The organism is Bacillus sp. (in: firmicutes) (assembly GCA_017656295.1).
Taxonomy (GTDB): domain Bacteria; phylum Bacillota; class Bacilli; order Bacillales; family JACDOC01; genus JACDOC01.
This window is the reverse complement of record JACDOC010000015.1, coordinates 46,036-64,840: the sequence shown is the minus strand read 5'-3', so window position 1 is coordinate 64,840 and position 18,805 is coordinate 46,036. Positions and strand designations below refer to the sequence as shown.

The following is an 18,805-nucleotide window of genomic DNA, read 5'->3' as shown; positions in this document are numbered from 1 at the left end:
ATAAATGAATTTATTATCAAATAAAGCATAATCTGAGGATACTCTATAGAACCTTACACAAAATTCTTGACGTTACCTGAAACAGTAATCCTAATTTTATACATTATTTTAAAAATAAATGTTGTCTAGTTAGGATTAGTCTGTACATTTTTAGGTACTATATTTTTATAAATGATTTACGCCCTTTATTTCATGAATCTGTTATGAAAAAGGGAGTTTATTTCTGTATGCCTAAATGCTACATCTAATCCTCGTTAGAAACCTAAGGAGGATTTTCTTATGTTACTGTTAGAAGCGAATAACATTGAAAAATATTATGGAGACCGTTTAATTATAAAGACTCATCAACTCCAAGTGTTTCATGGTGAGAGAATCGGAATCGTCGGCAAGAATGGTGAAGGAAAATCAACTTTGGTGAAAATATTAGCGAATGAACTTGAGCCTGATAGAGGAACTGTAAAAATATTTTGCCCATTTTCTTTTATTCCACAGCTTGAAGTTCTAGAAACAAGCGAAATTGCTTCGAATTTTAAAAATCATTGGGGTATTCCTCAAGGGGAGCATCATTCACTTAGTGGGGGAGAAGAAACGAGAAAGAAAATAGCATCAGCTTTTGCTTCTGACGCAAAACTAATTATTGCAGATGAACCAACTAGTCATTTGGATGTTCAAGGGATAGAAAAACTTGAAAAGGAACTGAAAGAATTCGATGGGAGCATCGTTATTATTTCTCATGATCAGGAACTCCTTAATCAAGTTTGTACTTCAATTTGGGAAGTAGATAGTGGACGTATTCACTGTTATGAGGGGAACTATCGTAATTACCTTGAACAAAAGCAACATATGAAAGATAGACAAAGGTTTGAATATGAACAATATAGGAAGGAAAAACAACGTCTAGAGCAGGCAGCACTTAACATTAGTCAAAAGTCTTTTAAAAAAGCACCAAATAATATGGGGAATTCGGAAGCAAAACGGTATAAAAGTGTTATTGGTAAAAAAAGTGCTAAATTAGATAAAAAGGTAAAGTCTATTCGATCTAGAATTGACCAACTTGAAAAAAAGGAAAAGCCAAAAACAGAAGAAGATATCATCTTTGATATTAATGGCTTTAATCGAATTCATAGTAAAATAGCTATTTCGTTTCAACAAGTAAGTGCCAAAGTGGGAGAGCGCATATTATTTAGTCAATTGAATGGCGTGATTAAACCAGGTTCAAAAGTAGCACTAATAGGAAACAATGGTGTTGGAAAATCAACATTATTAAACATGATTGCAAGAGGGCACGAGGGAATATCAGTTGCGAAACCAGTAAGAATAGGCTTTTTTCATCAACAACTAGAAAATCTTGATGAAAACAAGACGATATTAGAAAACGTAAAAGAAACGAGTAATTACACGGAGCAATTTATTCGAACAATTTTATCTAGACTGCTTTTCAAGCGAGAAGATGTCCATAAAAAAGTATACATGTTAAGTGGAGGAGAACGAGTTAAAACAGCATTAGCAAAAATATTTTTAGGAAACTACAATGTTCTATTACTCGATGAACCGACAAATTATTTAGATATTCAAACAAAAGAAGCACTGCAAAAGGTGTTAAAAGCTTATCCTGGAACGATTGTCTTTGTTACTCATGACCGTTATTTCGTGAAAGAATTGGCAACTCACGTCCTTATTATTGAAAACAATAAGGCTGTTTTAAAAGATATTGACCATTTGAATGCAACGAAAACATCTGTCACAAAACAAGATAAAGAAACCAGTTTACTGGCAATTGAAATGGAGTTAGCGGAGACGATTAGCAAATTATCTGTTGTAAGAAAGGAAGAAGAAAAGCAATTACTAGAAGCGAAATATACGGATTTGTTAAGAAAAAAGAAACAGCTAAGTGAATAGAATAACACTAAAAACAAATGCAATTTTTGTTTAATTGATGGTAGCACGTCATGTCCATCAAGGTAAGACAAAACCATATCCCAAAAACGAAAAAACGATATTCTGTCTAGAGAATCATAAGTGAACTGAACTCTTAAAATAGAACACATACAACCACCTAGGCTACCTGCCCCCTGTATACCGCAGAGGACAGGTAGTTTCATTTCTCTTGAATTCGCACTGTCAACATCTATTTAATTTTCCCCAATTTCAACGAAATGATATTCCTCATTATGAATGGTTTAGGAGTTGCATGAACAGGATAAATTTCTGCTTTTTCTTTTCTCGTAAACGATAGGAATCTCCCTTGATGTTGAACGTAATCGCATGATGTAAGAGCCCATCCAAAGTGGCCGTTGCTAATACATCGTCACAAAACACCTTTCCCCATTCAGGGTAAGATTTGTGCGATGCTAAAATCATGGCTCCTTGCTCGTATCGTTTTGATACGACTTGAAAGAAGACACTGGCAGTCAGTTCATCAAAAGGAAAATAACCGGAGGACTTCATCAATGATTAATACATCCGAATGACTCCATCGGTTAAAGAGCCGTTGGAGAGTGCCTTTATCATTGACCTTACGGCACTTGGCTACTAAATCGTCAGCTGTCAAAAATAGAGCTGTATGTCCTTGTGTAATGGCTTAAATCGCCCGTAAGATTTACGGAAGCCCAAACACGTTTTACCTACCATGCAGAAAGAAGCTACTGAAAAACTAAATAAAGCATTGTTTAGCTAACACTAAAAAATAACTACTGTTGTACTATTGTCGCCAATCGGTCGCCAAGTTCGTCGCCATATAGCCCGCTGCACCTAACTTTATTAAAGTTAAAACAACACAAAAAACCGTAAACCCTTTTATATCCAAGGATTTACGGCTTCTCCAACTGATGATTCCGACTGGGCTCGAACCAGCGACCTCCACCCTGTCAAGGTGGCGCTCTCCCAGCTGAGCTACGGAATCAAGTTATGCTGTTGTATCGGACAATTAATAATATACATGATTTAACCTGAACTGTCAACGGGTTTTTTTATTTTTTTTGAGTGAATAAAACAGCCTTATAAGACTGTTTTATTCACACGCGTCGATTCCACAGGCTTGGCCAGAATGATCGTCATGACCAGTGCTTTGTTCAGCGATGACTTGTTCAAGCACTTCTTTCGGTTGGACGCCTTGCAGTTTGCGGTTTCCGATGATGATCGTTGGAACAGCGGTAACGTTCGCTTCACGGTAGGCGTGTTGGAGCTCAACTTGATGCGCTTGAGCGTACTCTCCATTTTGTAACGCTTCAGTAAACTTTTCACGTTCAAGGCCCACTTCTTCAGCAATGGAAGCTAAGACGTCCACGTTTCCAATGTCCTTCCCTTCCTGCCAAAACGCTTGGAAGACGGCTTCAACGTATTCTTTGCCTTTTCCACGTTCTTTCGCAAACTGGAAGCCTTCATGCGTTTTTTGGGTACGTGGGTGCGGATCCATTTCCGGTAACATCATCTTAACTCCTAACCGATCTGCTAACGGCTTCACAGACATTTTCCAGCCTTGCTGAATGTATTGGCTTTTTGGTGATAGCGGTTGGGTTCCTTCAGGTCGTAATTCAAACGGTTTCCATTCGATTTCTACATCTTTATCTTTTACGGCTTCGTGTAACGTTTGTTTGCCTAAAAAGCAAAACGGACAAACAAAATCTGAATAAACGGTAATTTTCATGCTTTTCACCTTCCAATGCTAACGTATCACGTCTTTTACTAAAACGCGAGAAATATGCTTAAAAAACAAATCGAGGGTTCTCCCCTCGATTTGTTACGCACGTGCGTTAACTTCTTTATTTTCACGTTTGAAGACAAATTGAAGCACGATCATGAGCACAAAAATGCCTAGACCAATCATATCCGTCATTCCTTCTGGGTAAATCAACATAAGCCCCCCAGCAATGGAGAGAAGACGTTCAGGAATCATAAGCTTACGATACCAGTAGCCAATCATCCCTGCACCAATGGCAATCATTCCTGAAATAGCTGTGAAAATGACCCATAGAAGGTGCGGAATCGTTGTATCAATCATTAATAACGCTGGATTATAGACAAACATGTACGGGATAATAAACGCGGCAATAGCGAGCTTCGCTGAGTTAAGCCCGGTACGAATTGGTTCTCCTCCCGATACACCAGCTGCGGCAAACGCGGCTAAGGCTACCGGTGGGGTAATGTCGGCGATAATACCGAAGTAAAAGACGAACAGGTGCGCCGCTAGTTCAGGTACCCCTAAAAGAATAATAGCTGGTGCCGCGATGGTTGAAGTAATGACGTAGTTCGCCGTTGTCGGAGAACCCATACCTAAAATAATCGCCGCAATCATCGTAAATAGCAATGTTAGGAATAATTTTTCGTCCGCTAAATCAACTAATCCGTTAGCGAGCTTTAATCCTAATCCTGTTTTTGTAACGACCCCTACGATAATACCGGCACATGCCGTTGCTGCAGCTACAGCAAGAGCTGTACGCGCTCCATCTACAAGGGCCTCAACCATTTGTTTAAACCCAATACGTGTTTCCTTACGAATCGCACTAACGGCGATCGTTACAACAATAGACCAAAGCGCCGCTCTCATTACACTCATACCGCTCATTAACAGCAAAATGACCGCTAAAATCGGAATGAGTAAGTAAATTTTCTTCAATACTTCTGTACGGTCTGGCAAATCTTCTTTGGAAAGACCTCTTAAACCGATACGCTTGGCTTCAAAATGCGTCATAATCCAAATACCAGAAAAATATAAAAGAGCTGGAATGGCGGCTGCTTTTGCAATTTCCCAATACGTAATGCCACCACCAATAAACTCCACCATTAAGAAGGCGGCAGCTCCCATAATCGGCGGCATTAATTGACCACCTGTTGACGCCGCTGCTTCAACGGCACCAGCAAATTCTTTGCGATATCCAAGTCGCTTCATCATTGGAATCGTAAAGGAACCGGAAGTAACCACGTTAGCTACCGAACTTCCGCTAATCGTTCCTTGAAGGGCACTGGAGAAAATCGCTACCTTTGCCGGACCACCCGTACGGCGACCAGCAAGCGCTACCGCTAAATCGTTAAAATATTGCCCAACACCTGTTTTCACAAGGAAAGCACCAAATAATAGGAACAAGAAAATAAATGTCGCCGATACATACAACGGCGTTCCTAAAATACCTTCAGACGTATAGAACATCGTTTTCACAAGGGTTTCAAGCTTCAACCCACGATGTGCTAAAAAGCCCGGCATGTATGGACCAAAGTAAGCATAAATTAAAAAGATGGACGCAATGATCGTAATCGGCAGTCCTACCGCTCGGCGTGTCGCTTCTAACACTAATAAAACTGCAATAAGACCAACAAAAAAGTCCGTTGTGGTTAAAAGACCAACACGATTGACAATTTGATCTAGCATGATCGGCCAGTACAATCCGACCACAATGGATAACAAGGATAGAATGACATCATACCAAGCAACTTTATGCTTTTTCCCGCTTCTTTTACGGGCAGGAAAAAGTAAAAAGATTAACGAAAGGGCAAATCCTAAATGGATAGACAATAAAATTTGTCGTGGAAAAATTTGCGTAATAGCTGACAACAATTGAAAAATCGAAAATGCTAACAAACCAAAAAAGGCAATCCACTTCGCAGCACCTGATAGTTTCCTAGTTGCGGATTCTGGATCATATTTTTCTAACAGCTGCTGTTGTTTTTCTGGCGATAACGTTTCGAACTTTTTATCGCTCAATGACATTCACTCCTTTCCAAAGCTCCCACAATGTGAGGGTATCAACTTTAATCCGAATTGTCGTTCCTGGTTCGACAAAAGAGTGAAAAGGATAGACATGATCTTGATAAATCAGCCGATGGTTCGCTATCACTTGCCCTACACGAAGATCAAACAAGGAAAAGGTTCGCCTCATATTTTTAATATAATACTTACCATCGATTTTTTCGAATACCTCTCCCTCACTCGCATCTTGGGGCATTCCAATGGCCATGTCTTCATACATTAATTCGACTAGTTGAAGTCGATCATCCTCTATTACTTGGTATGTTTCACGAACTTCAGATAAATGAATGGAATGGGTGTATTGAATTTGAAAGGTTTGTTTACCATCTAATGGAATATATGCGAGGAGTTGATGGTTGCTTGGCATTTCAAATATTACCGCTTTTTGAAAGGGGATACAAGTAAAAATTATAATCCCCCCTAATAGACTTAATAATAGAAAAACAAAAAATTTTCTATTAATCATCTGATTCACTTCTTTTCCATAATCCGTGCATATATTTCCACACAAGAAAAGAATAGACCGAAAGACTTATTCGGTCTATTCTCCTCCTTACGTATGCATGAAATCCTCTTATTGGGAAATTCCTTTTTCATCAAAGTATTTTTTCGCACCTGGGTGTAATTCCACACCTAAACCTTGAAGTGCATCTTCCGCTTTGATAAATTCCCCTTTTGCGTGTGTTTTCGCAATTTCTTCAGCGTTATCGAAGATCGCTTTTGTGATGTTATAAACAACATCTTCTGATAAATCTTCTCGAACAACAAGCATCGCTTGAACTGCTACAGTAGGTGCAGCTTCTTCAATGCCGTAAGTTCCAGCAGGTACTTCATCTTTTGCATAGTAAGGATACTTTTCAATGATTTCATTGATTTTGTCTTCCGCAATAGGCACGATGACGATATCTTCTGTTGCTGCTAAACCTTCAACGGCACCAGTTGGAGTACCAGCTGTAATAAACGCAGCATCAATCGTTCCGTCTTGAATACCAGTTGTAGAATCACCAAAATCTAAGTTACGAACTTGTAAATCATCAAGTGTTAAACCGTGTACTTCAAGAATTTGCTCAGCATTTGCACGTGTACCTGAGCCTGCTTCACCAACAGAAACAACTTTTCCTTTTAAGTCTTCCACAGACTTAATACCAGATTTTTTTGTTGTTACAATTTGAATCGTTTCTGGATAAAGCGTACCGATAGCTTTTACGTTTTCTACTTTATTTCCTTCAAACATTAATTTTCCTTCAACCGCATATGTGGCAATGTCCGATTGTGTGAAAGCGATTTCTGCATCGCCTGCTTTTAACGTAGCCATGTTTTCAGCAGAAGCACCGGAAGTAACAGCGTTTGCTTCAATGTCCGTTTCATCTGAAATAAGCTTTGCAAAAATACCGCCTAACGGATAATATGTACCACCCGTACCCCCTGTTACGATACTAATGAAGTCTACGTCTCCACCATTGGAAGAATCGTCGTTAGTACCACATGCTCCAAGCACCATGGACAGGGCAACGATCAACGCAGTGAAAAGAAAAAAGCTACGCTTCTTCATATTCTATTCCCCCTTTTATAAAATTACAGATTGCTGTATCATATTTTAACATAACCTATGACACAATTGTCAAATTTTTATTATTATTTGTGACATTATTTTTCGGCATGAAAGAATTTGTTGATGCTTTTAAAAAATATGAATCTACTAGATTCGGCAAATCCCTCCCAAAGTTTTTGCATAAAAAATGTATACAAACGCTTACAATAACTAACATTAAAAGACCCTCGTTTAAGGGTCTTCATCCAATTAATTCTTCATCATTTAATTCGCGACTAAGCCCTTCTTCGAGGTCACGGGAACGGTGAGCTAAACGCGATGCTGCATTAGCCGCAATACTTCCGACAATATCGTCTAAAAAGGTATGTACCCCTTTTCCTTTCTTCGTATCTAAGTCCCGAATAATTCCAACTTTATTCTTGTCTAAATGCCCAAATGTCGTAACAGCAATACTTCCATAACCAAGGGCCGCACCTAACGCGATCGTTTCATCGACACCAAACAGCCCTTCGTCCGTTTCTACAATGGTTTGTAAAGGCTCAGATAGCTTTTTTTGTTCTGCTAGCATATCAAGTTCAACACCGACTAAAATCGCATGTTGAATTTCTCGTTTTAACAAAACTTTTTCCACACTTTCGATACATTCTTCCATTGTTAATTGTGGGTTGTATGGATATTGCATTTCATAGACAATTTCAGCGATCGCTTCAATCGTGACACCACGATCTAGTAATCGTTGCCGTGCCGCTTTTGTTACTTCATCGGAATGAATTCGTTTTTGTGTCATTTTTCTCCCTCCCTAGCTGTCAGCTACTATTCATTATAACACGGAACGCTTTCTATTACTGTTTTGGGAATTTTCCTTAAGTTATGGTACAATGTAATCGCTTAACTAATTCAATTGGGGGAATCAGCATGACAGTTCCAAAAGGTCAAATTAAAGAAATGACGTTTCATAGTACATCCTTAAATGAAGATCTTCAGCTTTGGGTATATTTGCCGGCAACGTTTTCTCCCTTATATAAATACTCTCTTCTCATTGCTCAAGATGGAAAAGACTATTTCCAACTAGGAAGAATTGCACGCGTAGTCGACGAGCTTCTTCATCACCGGGAAATTGATAATTTAATTATTGTTGGAATTCCATATAAGAATGTTCAAGATCGCCGGGCGAAATATCATCCAGAAGGTGAGCAAAATGAAGCATACATCCGCTTTCTTGCACACGAACTTGTGCCGTTTTTAGACGATGAGTTTCCGACGTATCAAATGGGAATGGGACGAGCGCTCATTGGGGATTCTTTAGGAGCTACGGTTTCATTAATGACCGCTCTAAAATATCCACACACATTTGGAAAAGCCATTCTCCAATCCCCTTATGTCGATGAACACGTTCTAGACGCCGTAAAAAATCATCAACAATTACAACTATTATCGGTCTATCAAATTATTGGTAAAAATGAAACTGCAGTTGAAACGACAGATGGGCAAGTGAAAGATTTCTTAGAACCAAACCGTCAACTACATCAATTGTTTAACGAGAAAGGCTTCTCACATTTTTATGAAGAATTTGACGGGGACCATACGTGGAAATATTGGCAGCCAGATTTAAAACGGGCACTTACCCATATGTTTGGATAAAATATAACGTATGTTGATCGAAAGTTTGTTTAACGAGTAGGTTATTGAGAAGGGAAACCCCTTCTCTTTTCCTATACTAAAATTTCGGAAAATTTGATATAATAATATACATCATTTATTATTAATCAATTGGAAATATTTCCAATAAGGAGGTTACACATATGAAGTACGGAATTGCCATCTTCCCTTCAAAGAAGCTCCAAGATTTAGCCAACTCTTATCGAAAACGTTATGACCCTCATTACGCATTGATTCCTCCGCACCTTACATTAAAATACCCGTTTGAAGCAGATGAAGACGAAATAAAAAAAATCGCCGATACCCTGCATCAAATTGCCAAAAAATATGATCCTTTCCCGTTAAAAGTAACCAAAATTAGTTCCTTTCAACCAGTAAATAACGTGATTTATTTAAAGGTGGAGTGCACGGAAACGTTAAAAAATCTGCATAATGATTTACACTCCGGAGAATTAGGCGGGGAACCTGAATACATGTTTGTCCCTCATATTACAATTGGACAAAAGCTGTCAAATGGGGAATTAGCCGACGTATACAGTTCACTACGCATGCTGGACGTTACACATGAGGAAACCATCGACCGTTTCCATTTGTTGTATCAGTTAGAAAATGGTTCATGGACAGTTTATGAAACATTTAGATTAGGAAAGGAATAATGGTTCATGGAAGTTAAGGTCGTTGACACACCTGAGCAATTAGAAGATGCTTTTTTTGTTCGACATGAAGTATTTGTCAAAGAACAAAACGTTCCTCCTGAAGAAGAAATCGATGAACACGAAAATTCAGCAACCCATTTCGTATTATACGATGGAAAAGAACCAGTAGGCGCGGGACGTTTGAGGATTCTCAATGGGAAAGGAAAAATCGAACGAATTTGTGTACTCCCTGCTTATCGAAACAAAGGGGCAGGAAAACTTATTATGAAAGCGATTGAAGAAGAAGCTAGACGAAAGCAATTATCCAAAGTGGTGTTAAATGCGCAAACACACGCGATTCCTTTTTACGAACGGCTCCATTACAAAGTGATTTCTGATGAATTTATGGACGCTGGCATCCCTCATCAAACAATGGAAAAAATGTTATAAACGCTTATTCTTTGCTCCTTGGGCAAAGAATAAGCGTTTTTTTATTTGTATGTATGATAACGTTTGAAACCGTCTACAATGAAAATGTATTTATATAGAGGGAGAATCGTTTTATGTATATACAAATTACAATTGAGCTTATTATTGGTTACTTCGCTTTATTGTTTTTAACGAAATTTTTAGGAAAAACACAAATTACCCAAATTACAGCGTTTGATTTTATCTCGGCCCTCATCCTCGGTGAGTTCGTAGGGAATGCGTTATTCGATCAAAATGTTTATATTCATCACATATTATTTGCGATCGGATTATGGGGGTTGTTAATATTTTTTACAGAAATCGCCACGCAAAAATCAAGAAAATTGCGGAATGTACTAGAAGGCACACCGTCCATTGTGATAAGAAAAGGGAAAATTATTTATGAAGAATTGAAAAAAAATCATTTAGATTTAAATCAACTTCAACATCTCCTTCGATCGAAAGGCATCTTTTCTATTCGGGAATGCGAATATGCTCTTTTGGAAACAGATGGGACGATCAGCACCTTAAAAAAACCCGAATATGAATCGGTAACAAAGAAGGATTTGGATCTCTCTTTATCCGCCCCTTCCTTACCTGTTGCCTTAATTATGGATGGAGAAATCATTCATCGTAACTTAGAGCTTGTTGGAAAAGATCAACAGTGGCTAGAATCAAAAGTAAAAAAAGAGGGATTTTCAACCATTCGCGAGGTGTTGTACGCCGAGTATGAAGAAGGGAAAGCCATGATTATACAAGGATATTCGTCTAAATAAGTATGCTTTCTTTAAATTCTTTCATTAAATAGCCGTCCTTTCCCGGTTATGTCTGCAATGAGCTGTTCATTGGTGGAATGAGAAGCTGCAGACTGGTTGCGGAAAAAGGAGGGTTTCTTTTCTTTCTTGGAAAAAGGGACATCCTTTCGCTGAAATCGTGAATCGATCGGTTGAAACATTGATTTATACGTGGCCGTTAACCGATACAGCTCCTTTTGTTCATTAATCATCCGGTGATGAAATTGTTCCCGTTCAAATGAAGAAAGGGGTAAGAGATAACCCATCCGACCACTCCTTTTTTCTTGTATTTACCATATTCATACGTTAGTTACTCTCATTTAATGACCGTAAAAAGAAAGACTTGTCTGATGACAAGTCTCATTTGTTATTTTTGTTGATCATATTGGAAATCGTACCAAAGTCTATTTTTTTGCCATCTTTAATAATTGATTGCACAATTTTATCTTCTAACTCTTTCGACACAGGTTTATTCGCAATTTGAGAAACTCGCTTAATGACTCCACGTATCGTTTTCTCATCATTAAAATTCGCATTTTGCAGCGAATTCGCTAATTCAAATACGTCTTTCATATTGACACCGGTTTTTTTCTCGATGTTCTTAAAAAATTGATTATCCATTTGTTCATTCCGCCCTCCCTTTTATCTACTGTTAACGTATGATACGACATCCTCATTGGTGATAAAAAAAACAAAATGGATGGAATCAACCATACGAGATCCCATCCTTCACCCTCAATCCATTAGCAGAAGCTTGCGCCTACAATAATTAACAAGATGAATAATACAACGATTAACACGAATGTTGATCCTCCGCCGTATCCGCCGTATCCGCCGTATCCACAACCACAGCCGTAACCGCCGTAACCACCGTAACCAAACATGAACAGTCACCTCACTTTTTGTTAAGCTCACTATTAACATATGTCATTTCTCTACAAACGGTATAGGCACCATCCTAACTCCCCGCGTTTTCTTCCTTGCAAACAAATACCTTTACTTTAAAAAAATAAAAAAAACAGCTCATGAAAGCTGTTTTTAACCTTTTGGCTTAAATATAAGCGCACCGATAAACGCAAAAATAATGGCTGCTGAAATACCAGAACTTGTCACTTCAAACATTCCGGTTAATACACCGACAAGACCGTGTTTTTCCGCCTCTTGCATTGCTCCGTGAACAAGCGCATTACCAAAACTCGTAATCGGAATAGTGGCTCCTGCACCAGCAAAATCAATTAATGGTTCATACAAACCGAATCCTTCTAAAATTGCGCCAATAACAACTAATGTACTTAGCGTATGCCCTGGTGTAAACTTTACTACATCAAACAACAGTTGGCCGATGACACAAATAAGTCCACCAACGACAAACGCCCAAAAAAACATGGCCAGCATATTTCGAATCACCCTCCTTTATATCCATTCGATAGCCACCGCATGCGCGATGCATGGAATGGATTCATTTTGTTGAAACGTTAATGGACTTAATAAAGCTCCTGTAGCAACTACTAATATTCGCTTATACGTTCCTTCCTTCATTTGGTTCAATAAGTGTCCGTACAAGACTGTTGCAGAACAGCCGGCACCACTTCCCCCAGCTTGCACCGGTTGGCCGTCTCTATAAATCATGAGTCCACAATCTTGGAACATCGATTTATCGATGGCGATTTTTCTTTGATCAAATAACTCTAATGCCACATTACGACCAATTGTTCCTAAATCTCCTGTGACAATGAGGTCATAATAGGATGGTTCAATGTTTAAATCTTCCAGATGTTGGGTGATGGTTTCCACAGCAGCAGGCGCCATAGCTCCCCCCATATTAAACGGGTCTTTCAATCCTAAATCTAACACTTTTCCAATGGTGGCTGATATAATTCGTGGAGCAGGATTCACCTCCTGCTCTCTTGTCCCGATGAGCGCATATCCTGCTCCAGTGACCGTCCATTGTGCGGTTGGAGGTTTTTGACTGCCGTATTCTGTTGGGTATCGAAACTGCTTTTCTACTGCTGCATTATGGCTTGCTGCCCCAGTTACGACGTAATCTGCACCACCACCATTTATAATCATCGCAGATAACGCTAATCCTTCCATTGACGTGGAACATGCTCCGAAAAGGCCAATATACGGGATACCGATCGAACGAGCAGCAAAACTCGAAGGAGTGATTTGATTGATTAAATCCCCAGATAGAAAAAATTGCACTTGTTGGGGGGATATCTTTTTCTTTTGTAACGCGGTTTGAACAGCATCTTCAATCAGCACTCGATGCGCATTTTCGTACGATTTTTGTCCCATCCATAAATCGTTGTAAAAAAAATCAAAGTCATCTTTTAGTAACCCGTTTTTTTCAAAAGGTCCCCCCACTACCCCTGTCGTAAGGATGGTCGGCTGATTAGGAAATACCCAACTACCATTTCCTTTTTTCATTAAATAACCCCCCATTTAATGAGGATCGTTTTGATAATGGCTATAACAAACGCGGAAAATACACCGAATAAAATGACCGAGCCAGCAAGCTTAAACATATTCCCGCCAACACCTAGGACAAATCCTTCCGTCCGATGTTCGATCGCCGCTGAAATAACTGCATTACCAAAGCCTGTAACCGGTACCGCACTTCCAGCCCCACTAAATTGGCCAATACGGTCATATATACCGAATCCCGTCAACAACATAGAGAAAAATACCATTGTTGCCACGGTTGGGTTCCCAGCCGATTGTTCCGTAAAATTAAAGAAATAAACATAAAAATATGTAACGGCCTGTCCAATGAGACAAATCGTCCCTCCAACAAAGAAAGCTTTAATGCAATTTTTTAACAGTGGACGTTTTATCTCTAATTGCTTTTCTAACTGCTGATACTCTTGTTGAACTTGTTGTTGGTTTTTCATTCCAGAGACCTCCTATGTTTGTTTATCCTTCAATTTAATTAACTTTTTTAATTTTTTATTCGCTTCTTTTTTACTTATTTTTCCTTCATCTAGTTTTTCTTTTAATCGAACAGCTTCAAGAAAAACTTTGTAATCACTGGAGACAGAAAAGTTTTCACCTGGAAATTTCTTCTCTAACGTTTTTTTGAGATTCTTTTCAATTTTTTTCATACGAATACGATAAAGATGCTTCACTTTATAAGCCACTAAAATATCCTCTTCACCTACAATGACGGCCACATCGTATAGTTCTTTCATCTGTTGCACTTCTTTTTTGACTTGAGAAGCGACCGTTTCCTTCTCCTTATTTAGTTCTAACGGAGGGGGATTCGTGGTTTTCAGTAAAGAAAGCTGGCTATCCTTTATTTCATCATTTCCCCCTGCACATCCGAAAAGAAAAAGAACCAACGTAAATGTACTAACAATCCATTGTTTCTTCATCACCATTCTCCTTATGTTTTTTTCGTTATCATTAGTTTTTTCCGAAATTCAGATTTTATGTTTTATCACACGAAAAAACCCGGCATGAGCCGAGTTTAATATCGAAAGAAGCTACGGTATGTTTTTTTCTTTTTTCCGCAGCCACATCCACCTTTTTTTGTTTTCGGATGTTTAACGATGGTACTATTTTTCTGTACTTTAACCGGTTTTTGTATCATTACCTTTCTCCTCTCTCTTGTAAAAGAATGCTCTTTTCTACTATATGTTGCACACATACAGATATTGTTCTTTATGCATGACCTAATTGAACCAATGTTGCAATACAGACTCAATAAGAGCGGCTAAGCCAGCAATACAAAAAAGAAGAATGAACGGAAACGATATGGTTGGATACCACCAATAGGCAGCAAGAACAAAGCCCGTCACCCAAATTCCCATACACCAATAGCAACTTAGCAATTCACCGATAAATCCACGAATCCCCCCTTTTTTCGGCACAAGATACGTTTCCCATTCCCCGTTTTCATCTCTCTCTTTTATTTTTTCAAAAAAAGGGGCTCGGATAAATTCAGTTATACGGTCAAAAACGAGGAGCCGAGTCATACGAAACACTGCAAAACTTAATATAAATAGGAACAACCAGGAAACATGCATAATTGCGCCCCTTTCTATTGTGCTCTACTTCGTGTATTAGCTCACTCACTAAAAGTCATAAGGTAGGTGAATTAGTAACTGAGAATGATGAATGATGCATTAATCTTGATAAAGAATCTAATGTAGTTGATTTCATAAAAATAAAATTACTGTTGATCGACGTTGCTTTTTGTACGATTCCTTGCGTGGCCGTTGTGTTTATGGACAATTACGAATAACGGAAGGAAACCAGCCAAACAAAATGTATCGGCTGGTTAATTTCTTTGCCCAATCATATGGATATTTTTTATTTGAGACAGCGGGATGTCTTTCGTTTCCCCGTTGAACATACGAATGATTATTTGATCGTTATTTCGACGATAGAGAATCCCTTTAACGGAACCATTTTTTGTTACAAATTCGCATGGCAATGGAGCAATTAAGCTCGGAAAACGAGATAAATAGTCGATTTTTTCTACAACTGATAGCTCTTTGAACGGTTTGACATCACGAACCCTGTAAAGTCCAAACCGATCCTCTCTTGGTTGTTCTACTTGTTCGTTTTCATCTTTTTTTTCCTTCGGCTCATCAAGAGTACCGACTAATGAGCTGACTTCCTTAGTTTGTTCTGCTTGTTTTTTCTGCTTTTTTTTTGATTCTTTTACCGATTTTTCATTGGCTCTTGTTTTAAACATATCTTGCATTTTTGGTTTTACTAATTGTAAAGATGGTTGCTGAATATAAAGTAGCGGTTTTTTTGGCTCATTTGATTCTTTTCCCATTATGTCACCTCCAAATAAAATTCCCTCATCTAAATGTATGCAAGGATAAAGCGGACGTTTCATAAATATTTATTTCGTGTATGGAGGAGCAAATTTTAAAAATAACTTTACAAAATATTGATTGATGATTGATAATTTATTGATACTGTCATAGTCATGACCTACCTCCTTGAAATAACAAAGGCTGACTCGTTTTTTTATATTCGAGTCAGCCTTTGTTTTACCGTGCTAAAATATGGTAACCAGAGTCTACGTGAATCGTTTCCCCTGTAATTCCACGAGATAAATTACTGAATAAGAATAACGCTGTATCGCCAACTTCTTCTTGCGTAGTTGTACGACGAAGCGGAGCACGCTCTTCAATTTCTTTTAAAATGCTATTGAAATCACTTACCCCTTTCGCACTTAACGTACGAATCGGTCCAGCTGAAATCGCATTAACACGAATACCGTATTTTCCTAAATCGTTGGCTAAATATTTAACACTTGCCTCTAAAGAAGCTTTCGCTACACCCATAACATTGTAGTTCGTTACGACACGCTCACCGCCAAGGTAAGTTAATGTCACGATGCTTCCGCCTTCTGACATTAACTCCTTCGCTGCTTTAGCAACAGCCGTTAAAGAGTACGAGCTAATATTATGAGCTAATAAGAAACCTTCTCTTGTTGTATTCATATACTCGCCTTGCAGTTCTTCCTTATTCGCAAACGCAATACAATGAGCAATTCCATCAATTTTTCCTACGTGTTCTTTGATGGTGGCAAAGCATGCTGCAATTTCTTCATCATTCGTTACATCGCATGGTAATACAAGTGAGTCGTTTCCTTCTAACGTTTCAACTAAGTCACGAACACTTTTTTCGAGACGTTCACCTGCATACGTAAAAATTAATCGTGCTCCAGCATTATGTAAGGATCGGGCAATCCCCCAAGCAATACTACGTTTATTCGCTACACCCATAACAACAAACGTTTTTCCTTTTAACGATAGGGTCATAAAACTCCTCCTATTTTCATCTGTTATTAGTACCTAGTCATAATTTTAACCGAAATTAGGGGATTTGAAAAGAGAAGAACGAAAATCAATTGGTTTTATCCGGAAATCCAAGTAGGATATGTTCATTTACAAAGAAAAAGGCCTCTCCCTGTAACGGAGAGACCTCTTTCAATACTAACATTTCTCACAAAATTCGAGCTCGCGCTTCAGTTCATCGACATATTCTTTCGATCCTGTTACAATGAGTCGATCGCCCATATGAAGTTCCGTATCTCCGTGCGGAACAATGGAATCTTTCCCACGGAAAATGCGGACAAAGATGACATCGCCCGTAAACGGGAATTTTCGTAACGTCATGCCTTCAAACAAATGATTTCGCATATTTATTTCATATAGGCTTGTTTCTTGGTTCGTTAAAATATTGATTACACTTGGTGATTCAATAAGGGCACGTAATAACGCTTTCGTTGATAAAAAGACAGAGAATACTTCGACGTCCTGCTCACGCAATGACTCTTCTAAATCTGGGCTTTCAATGCGGGCAATGACACGTTCGACACCTTGTTCTTTAGCGGCTACGGCAAGGGTAGCGTTTCGTTCTTCGTCACCCGTGGAAATGACGACAATATCGGCTTCAAAAATACCTTCCTTTTGGAGCGTTTCAATTTCGTAATCATCAATTTCTTCAATATGAAATAATGAATCGGAGATGATTTGATCGGATTTATCTTGTTTAGTGTGATACAACATCGGTTCATATAACGACGATTTTAGTTCGCGATAAACCGGCATGGTCAATTGGTTCGCTCCAACAATGGCCACTTTGATTTTTGTCTCCACTTCCTCTTCAAGTGGGAACAATTTTTTAAACATAATCGGTGTAATCACACATGCGATAACCGCAACTAAAATTAACGTTCCGCTCATTTCCGGTGTAATGACTCCCATCCGCTCAGCAATTTTTGCCGCTGCGATGACTAATGATAATGTGGAAGTTAATAAAAAGGCGGATGCGTGAACCACTTTCCAATCATACCATCTTCTTAAAATCAAGGCTGGAATCCATTTCGAAATAAAGAACGCAAGTAAAAGTAACGGAATCAACATGAGCATTTTTTTGTTACTTAACATTGACCATAAGTCTAACTCAACACCGACCATTACGAAGAATATCGGAATTAAAAATCCGTAGCCAAAAGAATCTAATTTATGCACCAAATCCGGGTTCGGTGATAAAAGCGAAACGAGAACACCAGCTAAAAAGGCTCCCAAAATGTTTTCCGCACCAACCGATTCGGATAAAGCAACGAATAACGTAATTAAGGCAAAAATGGCCCGTGTATCGATTTGAACGGTTCCAGCTGATAACTTCTCCATAAATTTTTTGTTTCGGAATCGTTTGGCAAAGATATAGAAGAAAACACACGCTCCAAACAAAAGAAGTAATAAAAACATATTACCGTGTCCAGTATCATTTAACGACACGAACAAAGCGAGTAAGATCATCGTCACTAAATCAGCAATCACCGCAATAAGCAAAATCGTTTGACCAATAGGTGACTTCATAATATGTGCTTCTTTTAACGTTGGTACGACCACACCAAGAGAAATGGTGGAAATAATTATGGTCATTAATAAGACGTTATCTATAAGACCTAACAGAACAAACACGTATGACAACGCTAATGACACAAGAAAAATTCCAATAAAGACGATCATTGAAACGAGAAAACGGTTCGGTTCTTCTTTTCCATTCGGTAATTTTTCTCGTTTTTTCCCGTTCGAAAAAGCCGAGAAATCAATTTCTAACCCACTTAAAAACATTAAAAAAATGAATCCGAGGGTAGATAATGTCTCTAGCCACATGTCAGGTTCGACAAGGTCAAATCCACTTTTTCCGATAAACAAACCCATAATAATTTCTGCAATCACGACAGGAATAGCGTTTAATTTTAATCGATGTAACAAAATGGGCGTGATGAAGGCCACTAAAATAACGATAACGAGTGATGTAACTGATGCATGTTGCTCCATCCCCATTCTCCTTTCCCTACTTCTTTTCCCATACTTTTTTGACAAACGATTTGTATTACTATATGCTGATTCGTCCTCTCACATCATTATGTTCGATGGGGATTGCCAAAGAACTTCTGTCGATTATACCATCT

At 38.5% G+C, this 18,805-nt stretch carries 21 protein-coding genes, 1 tRNA gene and 1 pseudogene; 5 read left to right on the top strand and 18 right to left on the bottom strand.

Going from position 1 to position 18,805, the window contains the following annotated elements:
• Positions 1 to 279: 279 nt before the first annotated feature.
• Positions 280 to 1,899 (top strand): ABC-F type ribosomal protection protein, encoded by a 1,620-nt coding sequence (gene abc-f, locus H0Z31_11870; GenBank protein ID MBO8178139.1) that lies wholly within the window; start codon positions 280 to 282, stop codon positions 1,897 to 1,899.
• Positions 1,900 to 2,169: 270 nt separating this feature from the next.
• Here the strand turns inward: abc-f and H0Z31_11865 are convergent.
• The 7 genes and pseudogenes from H0Z31_11865 to H0Z31_11835 form a co-directional block, all read right to left on the bottom strand.
• A pseudogene (locus H0Z31_11865) lies at positions 2,170 to 2,590 on the bottom strand (ATP-binding protein).
• A 239-nt stretch (positions 2,591 to 2,829) separates the two neighbouring features.
• Positions 2,830 to 2,902 (bottom strand) — tRNA-Val (locus H0Z31_11860).
• A 108-nt stretch (positions 2,903 to 3,010) separates the two neighbouring features.
• On the bottom strand, positions 3,011 to 3,646 hold the full coding sequence (locus tag H0Z31_11855; GenBank protein ID MBO8178138.1) for a DsbA family oxidoreductase: 636 nt from the start codon (positions 3,644 to 3,646) through the stop codon (positions 3,011 to 3,013).
• 93 nt (positions 3,647 to 3,739) lie between these two features.
• Positions 3,740 to 5,704: a TRAP transporter permease gene (locus tag H0Z31_11850; GenBank protein ID MBO8178137.1), complete on the bottom strand. Its 1,965-nt coding sequence runs from the start codon at positions 5,702 to 5,704 to the stop codon at positions 3,740 to 3,742.
• Entirely contained in the window at positions 5,688 to 6,209 is a 522-nt protein-coding gene (locus H0Z31_11845) for a DUF1850 domain-containing protein (GenBank protein MBO8178136.1), read from the bottom strand. The genes H0Z31_11850 and H0Z31_11845 overlap by 17 nt, the downstream gene beginning before the upstream one ends.
• Positions 6,210 to 6,317: 108 nt before the next feature.
• Entirely contained in the window at positions 6,318 to 7,295 is a 978-nt protein-coding gene (locus H0Z31_11840) for a TAXI family TRAP transporter solute-binding subunit (GenBank protein ID MBO8178135.1), read from the bottom strand.
• A gap of 241 nt (positions 7,296 to 7,536) precedes the next feature.
• The gene (locus H0Z31_11835; protein ID MBO8178134.1) at positions 7,537 to 8,082 is read right to left on the bottom strand and encodes a phosphatidylglycerophosphatase A; all 546 of its coding nucleotides are present in this window, start codon (positions 8,080 to 8,082) and stop codon (positions 7,537 to 7,539) included.
• 128 nt (positions 8,083 to 8,210) lie between these two features.
• Between H0Z31_11835 and H0Z31_11830 the strand changes: the two genes are divergently transcribed.
• The 4 genes from H0Z31_11830 to H0Z31_11815 all read left to right on the top strand — a co-directional run bounded on the left by H0Z31_11830 (position 8,211) and on the right by H0Z31_11815 (position 10,833).
• Complete coding sequence (locus tag H0Z31_11830; GenBank protein ID MBO8178133.1) at positions 8,211 to 8,936, top strand: esterase family protein; 726 nt, start codon at positions 8,211 to 8,213, stop codon at positions 8,934 to 8,936.
• A gap of 161 nt (positions 8,937 to 9,097) precedes the next feature.
• On the top strand, positions 9,098 to 9,610 hold the full coding sequence (locus tag H0Z31_11825) for a 2'-5' RNA ligase family protein (GenBank protein ID MBO8178132.1): 513 nt from the start codon (positions 9,098 to 9,100) through the stop codon (positions 9,608 to 9,610).
• A gap of 6 nt (positions 9,611 to 9,616) precedes the next feature.
• Positions 9,617 to 10,039 (top strand): GNAT family N-acetyltransferase, encoded by a 423-nt coding sequence (locus H0Z31_11820; protein MBO8178131.1) that lies wholly within the window; start codon positions 9,617 to 9,619, stop codon positions 10,037 to 10,039.
• Between the two features lie 113 nt (positions 10,040 to 10,152).
• Positions 10,153 to 10,833, top strand: coding sequence for a DUF421 domain-containing protein (locus H0Z31_11815; GenBank protein ID MBO8178130.1), 681 nt, complete (start codon positions 10,153 to 10,155; stop codon positions 10,831 to 10,833).
• Positions 10,834 to 10,844: 11 nt separating this feature from the next.
• Here H0Z31_11815 and H0Z31_11810 read toward each other — a convergent pair whose 3' ends face one another.
• From H0Z31_11810 to H0Z31_11760, 11 genes are all read right to left on the bottom strand, one after another.
• Entirely contained in the window at positions 10,845 to 11,117 is a 273-nt protein-coding gene (locus tag H0Z31_11810; GenBank protein MBO8178129.1) for a hypothetical protein, read from the bottom strand.
• 94 nt (positions 11,118 to 11,211) lie between these two features.
• Entirely contained in the window at positions 11,212 to 11,472 is a 261-nt protein-coding gene (locus H0Z31_11805) for a stage VI sporulation protein F (protein ID MBO8178128.1), read from the bottom strand.
• A 122-nt stretch (positions 11,473 to 11,594) separates the two neighbouring features.
• Positions 11,595 to 11,735 (bottom strand): YjcZ family sporulation protein, encoded by a 141-nt coding sequence (locus H0Z31_11800; protein ID MBO8178127.1) that lies wholly within the window; start codon positions 11,733 to 11,735, stop codon positions 11,595 to 11,597.
• A 154-nt stretch (positions 11,736 to 11,889) separates the two neighbouring features.
• A complete protein-coding gene (spoVAE, locus tag H0Z31_11795; protein ID MBO8178126.1) occupies positions 11,890 to 12,246 on the bottom strand; it encodes a stage V sporulation protein AE in 357 nt (118 codons plus the stop codon).
• 18 nt (positions 12,247 to 12,264) lie between these two features.
• Positions 12,265 to 13,281 carry a stage V sporulation protein AD gene (gene spoVAD, locus H0Z31_11790; GenBank protein ID MBO8178125.1) on the bottom strand — a complete coding sequence of 339 codons (1,017 nt, stop codon included), beginning with the start codon at positions 13,279 to 13,281 and terminating at the stop codon, positions 12,265 to 12,267.
• Positions 13,281 to 13,745 (bottom strand): stage V sporulation protein AC, encoded by a 465-nt coding sequence (gene spoVAC / locus H0Z31_11785; protein MBO8178124.1) that lies wholly within the window; start codon positions 13,743 to 13,745, stop codon positions 13,281 to 13,283. Before spoVAC ends, spoVAD begins: the two co-directional genes overlap by 1 nt.
• 12 nt (positions 13,746 to 13,757) lie before the next feature.
• The gene (locus H0Z31_11780; GenBank protein MBO8178123.1) at positions 13,758 to 14,225 is read right to left on the bottom strand and encodes a YhcN/YlaJ family sporulation lipoprotein; all 468 of its coding nucleotides are present in this window, start codon (positions 14,223 to 14,225) and stop codon (positions 13,758 to 13,760) included.
• A 300-nt stretch (positions 14,226 to 14,525) separates the two neighbouring features.
• Positions 14,526 to 14,879 (bottom strand): DUF1360 domain-containing protein, encoded by a 354-nt coding sequence (locus H0Z31_11775; protein MBO8178122.1) that lies wholly within the window; start codon positions 14,877 to 14,879, stop codon positions 14,526 to 14,528.
• A 254-nt stretch (positions 14,880 to 15,133) separates the two neighbouring features.
• Positions 15,134 to 15,640 (bottom strand): hypothetical protein, encoded by a 507-nt coding sequence (locus H0Z31_11770; GenBank protein MBO8178121.1) that lies wholly within the window; start codon positions 15,638 to 15,640, stop codon positions 15,134 to 15,136.
• Positions 15,641 to 15,860: 220 nt separating this feature from the next.
• On the bottom strand, positions 15,861 to 16,637 hold the full coding sequence (gene fabI, locus H0Z31_11765; GenBank protein ID MBO8178120.1) for an enoyl-ACP reductase FabI: 777 nt from the start codon (positions 16,635 to 16,637) through the stop codon (positions 15,861 to 15,863).
• 174 nt (positions 16,638 to 16,811) lie between these two features.
• Complete coding sequence (locus tag H0Z31_11760; GenBank protein ID MBO8178119.1) at positions 16,812 to 18,671, bottom strand: monovalent cation:proton antiporter family protein; 1,860 nt, start codon at positions 18,669 to 18,671, stop codon at positions 16,812 to 16,814.
• Positions 18,672 to 18,805 lie beyond the last annotated feature (134 nt).